General features: G+C 40.9%; 8 protein-coding genes. 2 read left to right on the plus strand and 6 right to left on the minus strand.

The window, feature by feature from the left end; genetic code table 11:
* The first annotated feature begins 4 nt into the window (after window positions 1-4).
* Window positions 5-1,021, plus strand: a complete 1,017-nt coding sequence (locus tag ACMZ6U_RS03210) for a FecCD family ABC transporter permease (protein WP_416106200.1) — start codon at window positions 5-7, stop codon at window positions 1,019-1,021.
* Window positions 1,018-2,025 carry a FecCD family ABC transporter permease gene (locus ACMZ6U_RS03215; RefSeq protein WP_416106202.1) on the plus strand — a complete coding sequence of 336 codons (1,008 nt, stop codon included), beginning with the start codon at window positions 1,018-1,020 and terminating at the stop codon, window positions 2,023-2,025. The genes ACMZ6U_RS03210 and ACMZ6U_RS03215 overlap by 4 nt, the downstream gene beginning before the upstream one ends.
* Window positions 2,026-2,065: 40 nt before the next feature.
* On the opposite strand, the gene ACMZ6U_RS03220 is transcribed toward ACMZ6U_RS03215, so the two are convergent.
* From ACMZ6U_RS03220 to ACMZ6U_RS03245, 6 genes are all read right to left on the minus strand, one after another.
* Window positions 2,066-3,001 carry a manganese-dependent inorganic pyrophosphatase gene (locus tag ACMZ6U_RS03220; protein ID WP_416106204.1) on the minus strand — a complete coding sequence of 312 codons (936 nt, stop codon included), beginning with the start codon at window positions 2,999-3,001 and terminating at the stop codon, window positions 2,066-2,068.
* Window positions 3,002-3,139: 138 nt separating this feature from the next.
* A complete protein-coding gene (pflA, locus tag ACMZ6U_RS03225) occupies window positions 3,140-3,931 on the minus strand; it encodes a pyruvate formate-lyase-activating protein (RefSeq protein ID WP_416106206.1) in 792 nt (263 codons plus the stop codon).
* A 200-nt stretch (window positions 3,932-4,131) separates the two neighbouring features.
* Window positions 4,132-5,463, minus strand: coding sequence for a hemolysin family protein (locus tag ACMZ6U_RS03230; protein WP_416106208.1), 1,332 nt, complete (start codon window positions 5,461-5,463; stop codon window positions 4,132-4,134).
* A gap of 138 nt (window positions 5,464-5,601) precedes the next feature.
* Window positions 5,602-6,231 (minus strand): endonuclease III, encoded by a 630-nt coding sequence (nth, locus tag ACMZ6U_RS03235; RefSeq protein WP_416106210.1) that lies wholly within the window; start codon window positions 6,229-6,231, stop codon window positions 5,602-5,604.
* A 249-nt stretch (window positions 6,232-6,480) separates the two neighbouring features.
* Entirely contained in the window at window positions 6,481-6,744 is a 264-nt protein-coding gene (locus ACMZ6U_RS03240; RefSeq protein ID WP_366534758.1) for a transposase, read from the minus strand.
* Window positions 6,745-6,788: 44 nt separating this feature from the next.
* The gene (locus tag ACMZ6U_RS03245; RefSeq protein ID WP_416106212.1) at window positions 6,789-9,152 is read right to left on the minus strand and encodes an amidase family protein; all 2,364 of its coding nucleotides are present in this window, start codon (window positions 9,150-9,152) and stop codon (window positions 6,789-6,791) included.
* Window positions 9,153-9,278 lie beyond the last annotated feature (126 nt).

A 9,278-nucleotide genomic window follows, 5' to 3' on the forward strand; every position in this document is an offset into this window, starting at 1 on the left:
TACTATGACGCCCTCAATGACTCATCAAAATAGGCCAAAATATCTTTGGCTTGTTTTTTTCATTCTGACTATCTTACTTCTTTTAGGAAGCTATATTGGCTTACGCTTTGGCGCTATCAATTTTTCAAATTCAGAATTATTAACTACCTTACAGCAGCCCCTCACTCATTCAAATATCCAAGATATTGTCATTGACATTCGCCTACCAAGGATGTTGGCAGCTCTTTTTGTTGGCGCAGCAATGTCGCAAGCAGGTGCTATGATGCAAGGTATTACAAGAAATGTCATTGCTGACCCAGGCCTTCTTGGCATTAATGCTGGAGCTGGTTTATCCCTCATCATCGCCTATGCTTTTTGGGGCAATCTGCACTACTTTCAAATTCTATTGATTTGTCTACTCGGTTCTAGTCTAGCAGCCGTGATGGTTTTTATTCTCGCTTATCAAAAAAGTAAGGGCTACAATCAACTGAGATTAATCTTAGCAGGTGCTATGGTTTCCACCTTATTTTCAGCGATTGGACAAGCTATTACGATCTATTTTGACCTTGAAACCACTGTCATTGGTTGGCAGGCAGGAGGACTCTCACAAATCAACTGGTCAATGATTTCCTTGATTATTCCCATCATTAGTATCGGACTTATACTAGCACAATTATTTGCCCATCAGTTAACGATCCTCAGTTTAAATGAAACAGTAGCCAAGGCTCTTGGACAGGAAACTTTTCTAACGACCTTGTTACTATTAGTCATTGTTTTGGTTATCTCATCTGGGGCTGTCGCTATGGTTGGTTCGATTGCTTTTGTTGGGTTAATTATCCCTCATGCCATTAAGCTTTTTGTTCCAAAGGATTACCGCCTCATTCTCCCTCTATCAGCTTACGCTGGAGCTGTATTTCTGCTTTGGGTAGATATTATCTCGCGAATGATCAATCCACCAAGAGAAACACCAATCAGTGCTATTATCGCTGTCGTCGGGCTTCCTTGCTTCCTATGGCTTATTAGGAAGGGGAAGTATTTATGATGACACACCCAAACCGCACTAAACTCACCTTTCTCGTATTAGCTTTGCTGCTTGTTTCTTGTTTTGTCATTGCCTTGTCAATAGGCTATGCCAATGCTTCCATCATGGATATCGTTGAGGTCTTGACCGGTCAAGCTTCTAAGGGAATGACTCTGATCATTGCTAAAATTCGCCTACCACGCATTCTTGCCTGTCTTTTAGGGGGTGGCTCGCTTGCCTTATCGGGGTTACTTTTGCAGAATCTAACCAAAAATCCTTTGGCTGACTCCGGTATTTTAGGGATCAATTCTGGAGCTGGTTTAGTAGTAGCTCTGGTTGTTGGCTATTCTGATTTATCAGATATAACGACCATGGCAGTGACGCCTTTCTTAGCAATGTTAGGTGGTATAACTACTATTGTCCTGGTTTACTTGATTTCACGTAAAAAGAACCACGGGGTTAGCCCAACTCGTTTAATCATTGCAGGTATAGGAATGTCTAGTCTCTTATCTGGACTGATGGTAACCATTGTCTCCAGTATTGATGACTTTAAGGTTGACTTTATTGTTAGCTGGTTGAGCGGTAGTATTTCGGGAGGATCTTGGTCAAGAGTCATTATCTTTGCACCTGCTTTGCTACTTATTTGGGGCATTACTTATACCAAAAGTCAATCCCTAAACATTATGAATCTCAATGAACAAACAGCATTAGCCTTGGGCTTGAATCTTCATAAAGAAAGACTGATTGTCCTTATCTTATCAACTGCCTTAGCTTCCCTCAGCGTTGTCTTAATTGGTAATATTACCTTTATCGGTCTTGTTGCTGGTCATATCACACGCAAGCTATTAGGAGCAAGTCATCATTTGACCATACCAAGTAGTATTATTCTAGGTATGATCTTACTCTTGGTTGCTGACACTATCGGTAGGGTCTTATTGGTTGGTACAGGCATTCCAACTGGTATTATTGTTACCCTAATCGGAGCGCCTTATTTCCTCTACCTTATGACTAAAGTCAAACTATAAAAAAACACAGACATCAACCATTGATGTCTGTATTTTTAGTTTATGCATTGAAGCTTTCTGTCAATTGTGGCACCACTTGTTTCTTACGTGAAACAGCTCCTGCTAGGAAAGCATGGTTGCTATCTAATTTGAAATTAAAGGCTGCTTCAACCTTATCCATATTTGAACCAAGAGCAAGGATTTCTGAGTTTGAGTTAAGAATATCTGTAATCATCAAAACAAAGTCTGAGTAACCTTCTGAAACGATCGCTTCAGAAATAGCTGCTTCAATCTCTTCTTGACGGTTCAATACATCTTTGATATCAACAGTGTTAACTTGAGCGACACGAACATTATTTCCGTTAAGTTCAAAGGTTTTAGCATCAATGTCAATCAATTCTGCTGCTGACTTGCTAGCAAGGTTTGTCCCAGCTTTAAGCAATTCAAGCCCATACTCTTCCAAGTTAACACCAGCAATTTCTGCCAATTCTTTAGCCACTTGTGGGTCTGACTCGTGAGTTGTTGGTGATTTCAAGAGAAGGGTATCCGAAATCAAGCCTGAAAGCAAGAGACCAGCCACTTCTTTTGGAAGTTCAACATTGTTTTCTTTAGCAGCGCGATAAACGATAGATGATGCTGACCCAACTGGTTCTAAACGCATGTAAAGAGGGTTTGCTGTCTCAAAATTAGCCACACGGTGATGGTCAATCACAGCCGCAACTTCAACATCACGAATATCTGAGATAGACTGTTGGAATTCATTGTGGTCTGTCAAGATAACTTGGCTAACACCTTCTGCTTTAGCAGACTCAACTACACATGGAGCTTTCACGTCAAAGTAGTTAAGAGCAAAAGCTGTTTCTTCATTTGGTGTACCAAGCGCTACAGCTTCAGCATCACGACCAAAGGCTGTACGCTCCAAGTAAGCCCAACCGTATGATGATGCAATAGCATCTGTGTCAGGATTTTGGTGACCAAAAACTAAAAATTTAGACATGTTTATACCTCTTCATTATTTTAAATTCTGTTACATTATACCATAAGTCAAGCCAACTACCAAAGGGCTTGCTGGTAAATAAAAAGAGCTGATAAAGCACACATGAAAAAGCTAGGGTAACTTCCTAGCTTTATTTCCTTAAGCACCTTGCATGCGTTTTAAATATTCTGTATAGCTTTCTGTTTGCATGATATCCTTAGCATTTTGAACACGGGCTGCTGTGGGTGGTTTAACTCCCTCAAGCTTGTAAGGAATGCCCAATTCACGCCATTTGAATTCACCCATAGTATGGTAGGGAAGAATTTCAAACTTATCAACATTTTTAAGCGTTTTGACAAATTCTCCTAACTCTTCCAACTCCTCATCCACATCAGTCAATCCTGGCACCAAAACATGGCGAATCCAGACAGGTTTGCCCTTATCTGAGAGATAGCGAGCACAAGCTAAGATATTACGGTTGGATTGCCCTGTAACAATCTTATGCTTTTCAGGACGGATGGCTTTGATGTCTAGCAAGACCAAGTCAGTCACTTCTAAAAGCTTATCAAAAATGTCATGGTAGGCTGGCTTATCGCGAAAAGGTAGGGCACAAGTATCCAAGGTACAGTGAATACCGTATTTTTTGGCTTCATGAAAGAGAGCTGTTACAAACTCGATTTGTAGGAGTGCTTCCCCACCAGAAACGGTAATACCCCCATTTTTTCCCCAGAAATGACGGTACTTCATCGCCTCATTTAAAACGTCTTCGACTGTTCTTTCCTGAGAATTGTTGGTTTCCATTTGCCAAGTATCAGGATTGTGACAATATTGACAACGCATTTTACAACCTTGCATGAAAACAATAAAACGAATTCCTGGACCATCAACCGAACCAAAACTTTCTGTCGAGTGGACCATTCCCGTTACTTGCGAATAATCAATCTCAGTCATCCCAACCTCCCATACGTGAAAATTTTATGTAACCGTTTTTATAGTTTCTATTATACACTTTTCACAAGCAAAATAAAAGTATCACAAGAAAATGTCCTCAGAAATAGCACAAGTTCTTTTATAGTACAGACTGTCATCGATTTCTCTCGTATTTTATAGCACAAAAAATTCAGAGCTAATTTGAGCTCTGAATTGTCAACTTAGGCTTCTTCTTCCTCCTCAGGAATGTCTGAAAGCAATAATTTTAATTTATTAATACGGCCATCTTTGACCTTATCATTAATAAGCGTTAAACGCTTGTCGCTACTATCAACAGTATAGGACTCTTTGACTTCTTGACTTGGAATGGAACCAACCCCAGTTAAATAGAAACCGGCAATGGTATCAACATCATCACTTTCCAAGTTAGTGTCAAAATAGTCGTTGAATTCATTAAGGGTCATTGTCCCTTTGACAATATAGGTATTATCGTCAATCTCACGAACAGATTCAGCTGCGAGATCAGTTTCATCATCGATTTCCCCAACAATCTCTTCAAGCAGGTCTTCCAAAGTCGCAATACCAGCTAATCCCCCGTATTCATCCAAAAGAATAGCCATTTGATTTTGTGTTGCTCGTAATTGCGTTAGCAAATCATCCACAAAGATAGTCTCAGGAACGAATAAAGGCTCCTGCATAATACGACGAATGTTGATCTTATCAAAGCCATTAGCAAAAGCATCATTAAGGATTTTCTTAGTATGGATAAGACCTATCACCCTGTCCTTATCCCCATCATAAACAGGGATACGAGAATAGTTTTCTTTTAAAATCCCTTGAACAATTTCTTTGATGTCATCGTTAATATCTACCATGAATGCATCTGTGCGAGGCACCATAACCTCTCGAGCCATCATCTCGTCAAGTGAAAAAATCCCTTGAAGCATGCCGATTTCTTCCGCATCCAGCGATGCTTCACTATTGGTTAAGATATACTCGATCTCATCACGTGTCATCTGCTCATCCGCATCATCAAAACTCATCGGTGTGATACGACTGAGAAGGTTGGTTGAAGCTGAGAGCAACCATACGAAGGGACTAACGATCTTGCTCAAAACCAGAATCACTGGTGCAGAAATAACCGCAAGATTTTCCTTAAGGTTCATGGCAATTCGCTTGGGATACAATTCACCAAGAACAATCGAAATATATGTCAAGAAAATAAGCGACACTGCATTACCAGCAGAACCTGCAAATCTAGAGTCTCCAAACCAACCCGCAATAACATTTCCTAGTGAATCCGCAAATTGGGCTCCGGCTAAGAGATTAATAAGCGTGATGCCAACCTGAATGGTTGATAAAAAGTTATTAGGATTTTCTAAAACCTTCAACAAGCGGACGAATTTTTTTTCGCCCTCTTCAGCTTTTTGCTCAACTCGAGAACGATTCAAGGAAACGAGAGCCATCTCACTAGCTGAGAAAAAGGCATTTAGCAAGGTTAAAACAAGTAATAAAATAAACTGTAAAATCAAGGACTGACCGGGGTCTTCCATCAATGTTCTCCTAAAAAGTAAATATAGTGTTTATATTATAGCATAAAATCAAGCACGAGTGTAAGCATTTCTGCCCTAAACAACAGTCTTAAAGCGTTTTTTTCTGAAATCCTGTCACTAAAAATAGGTGACATTGACTTAACTGTCTGAAAAATCATAGAGTTGAGGGTACTCATGGCACTCTGGATTTTTAGGGTGACAAATCGCACGCCCAAAATAAATCATGGCTTGATGAGCTGGTAGCCATTTTTCTTCTGGCAAGACCTCCATGACACGTTTTTCGATTTCAAGTGGGGTTGCTGATTTCTTGACGATATCATGGTGTTTACAAATCCTAGTCACATGAGTATCCACTGCGAAAGCGGGGATACCAAAACCAACACTCATTACAACATTAGCTGTCTTACGTCCCACACCAGCCAAACTCTCCAACTCAGGTCGAGTTCTAGGAACTTCTCCACCAAAATCTTCCAAGAGCTGCTGGGAGCATTTCTTTAAAAACTTAGCCTTATTGCGATAAAGACCTAATCGAGAAATATACTTGGCAATCTCGCCTTCTTCTGCCAAAGCCATATCAGCCGGTGTTGGAAAAGCCTCAAAGAGAGCTGGCGTTACCTTATTGACCGCTGCGTCTGTCGTTTGAGCAGACAGGGTTACAGCTACTAACAACTCAAAACTATTGCGGAAGTCCAAACTAGGCTTAGCATCTGGAAAAAGAGCGATAATCTCTTCGATAACCTTACGTGCGCGTTTTTTTGATAAAACCATAACCATTCCTTTTTGTTTTTTACTATTATAGCATGACTAGTCATTTCAGATGTAAAACAGCCCCTCCACAGAAGAGCTGTCTTAGTACCTGTATTCACAAAGTTATAAAGCCCTTAAAAGACGATTAATGTGTGATAGTTTGACAAAGGCAACCTCTGACGATACCGATTTTTCAACATCCTTAGCCAATCTTCGAGAGTGGTTCCAGCAAGCAAAAGTTCGCTCAACAACCCAACGCTCTATCAGCTTTCAATCGCTTTTTTTTACCAGTTCCGTCAAAATGGTGTCCCACAAGCCGCTCTCCTTAGCACGACGAAAGAAACTCCAGACAGTTGGGTAAGGAGGGAAATCATGAGGGAGCATGCGCCATTGGCAGCCTGTTTTAGTGATATACAAGGTGGCGTTCACAAGTTCTCGTTTAGACCATTTATAGGTGCGGTGTTTGGAGAAATAGGGTTCAAGTTGAGCCCATTCTTGATCGGTTAAATCAGTATCATATGCTTTTCGTGCCATATCTTTAGTTTAACATTTTTTATGAATACAGGTTCTTAGTATCATTAATGAAATAATCTTTTCTTAAGTTTGGCCAAACCAATCATCAGTGATGATAGGCCTAATAAGCTAGCAACTGAAGAACTCCAATCGGATTCATCTCCCGTTGCTGGTAGTACCTTAGCTAAATTACTTTTATCAGTACCGTCATCACCTTTTTGCACAGCTTTTGTCACACTAGCTGTTGATAATGCCTTAAAGGCTCTTCTTTGTCCCTTCTTATCCACAATTTTTCCAAAAGCATGTCCTTGAGGGGATAAGGTTTTCTGAGAAATCGGCTGACGATCCGTTTTTCTAGTCCCAATCAGATAAATCAGGTGCTGAGGATTGACCAAAAGACTTTCACCAACAAGGCGTGCTTCTACCAGACTTAGACCTTGTTTGAGTAAATGGTAAATCAATTGTTTTTTACCAGCTTTACCATCTTGGAGTAATTCTTGATAGCCTAATGGTAAGGCATCTGTTTGGATATACTGGATAGCATAAGGAATCTCTGTCGTCTCTTCTATCTCCTCTTGACTAGTAAAAGTTGTTAAAGCTCTTTGACTTTCAAAAAGCTCACCAATCTGCAAGAGCAACCTGTCTTGGTTAGCGGAACTATTAAAGAGTACTCCCATGGGAAGCCCATCCTTTGTCAGATGTGTTGGGAGGGTTAAAGATGGTGTCCCTGTCAAGTTAGCCAACTGTGTAAATGGTGTCAAGGTCCAAGCAGGCAACCATTGTTGATAAATCAATTCCAGCTGCTCTTCCTTAGATAAGCCAGACATGTCTCGCATTTTTTCCTTCAACTCTTCTGGAATATGATGGTAGTCTGCTTCTGGAGCTGCATAAGCTGTCGTAGGCGTCAAGAAGATAGGGTATTGGCTATAGAAAGTGTTCAACTCTTCTATCAATAAGGCTACATCTGCCCATGCCGCATCAACATCATCTCGTGTTAAAGATTGACTGGTTTGATAAAGAGCCCATGTTAATAACTCGACATCATCTGCTGTTAAATGACGTTTGAGTTTCTGGTTAATCAGATAATCTGCAATAGCAGTCCCTGCAGCTGCGATGGTATAGTAATCCATCATCATCCGTTTGCCATCAATCGGATAATCAACCTCGACCGTTTGATAGCCCTGTTTATTTAAGAAATCCACAGTCTCTTCCACAGCTTTCACTGCTTCTGGACTAATCGGAGTACCTGCTGGGGTTTTGGTTGTATAAGCAATCACCTGATTTGTCGATAATATGGCACTTGTTTGCTCCTCCTTAGCTTTTGTTTTCAACAAGGCTTCAAAAAGAGTTTTAGTATCCTCGACCGTCTTTGTAACCGCAAAATGGCTGACTTGATTTTTAAGACTTGGGGAATTACCTTCCAAAATCCCACGTGTCGGATGAAGGCCAACAAGACCTGACCAAGAGGCTGGAATTCGAGTCGAACCGCCACCATCACTTGCTGATGCTATGGCAACCTGACCACTAGAGACAGCCGCTGAAGCTCCGCCAGAAGAACCTCCAGGATTATGGGCTAGGTTCCAAGGATTGTGGGTAGTCCCATACAAATCAGAGTTTGTCACATTAATCAAGCCAAGCTGTGGAAAAGCCGATTGACCAATAACAATGAAACCAAGCTTTTGCAACTGCTTGACAAAAGAGCCTGTGGAACGAGAGGTTTGATTGCTCAAAAAGGTGAAGCCCTGTGTATTTTGTCCACTAGCAACCGTATGACCTAAGCCTTTGACAACAATCGGGACTTTATAAAAGGGCTGGCCTTCATCTGCTAAATTAGCCAATTCCTGTCGTGCTTCAGCTTCTCGTGTCGAAATAATGTTATTAAGTTCTGGATTCGTCTCTTTGATGGTCTCAAAAGCATAATCCAATAACTGGTCTCCTGTTACACGACCAGACTTAATCCATTGGCTCATCTGACTAGCACTGGCTCTGCGATAATCATCAAGAGTTATGGGAGCCATCGTTTGTGCTTCCGAATCCTGACTGGCATCAGCACCGACAGCCAAATTGGGTTCTGTTTTTGTGACTAGGTCTCTTGTTAATTGGTCGGTAGAATTGTCAGCTAATGGAGCGCTAGCAGCCATCACTGGATTATTCGATGGACTAGACTCAAGAGAGTGAGTACTTGCTTGATTATTATCAGCTTGAGTTATTGCAGAATCTGATGGTAAAGAATTTCCCGCTACAGAGCTGGGCGGCTCTACCACTACAGGCTCTACACTTGGTTCTGTCATGACACTTACTGGTGTTTCTAGACTTGATGGTTCATCTGCTAAAACCAAGTCTGACACCATTAATTGACCTGCTGACAAAGCTAAAACAACGGCTAGAACATAAGAACTTTTAAAACTGTAAAATGGCTTACGAGACATGGCAACTCCTTGATCATTGTGATAAAAACACCTTTATTATAACACTCTCAAAAAGAAAAAACAGCCATTACTGGCTGATTTCTGGCTCTATAATTTCTGTAGTGGGTAAAATCCACTGCGGATGTT

Origin of the sequence: Streptococcus pluranimalium (assembly GCF_047785745.1) — a bacterium.
In the GTDB taxonomy this organism is placed as follows: domain Bacteria; phylum Bacillota; class Bacilli; order Lactobacillales; family Streptococcaceae; genus Streptococcus; species Streptococcus pluranimalium_B.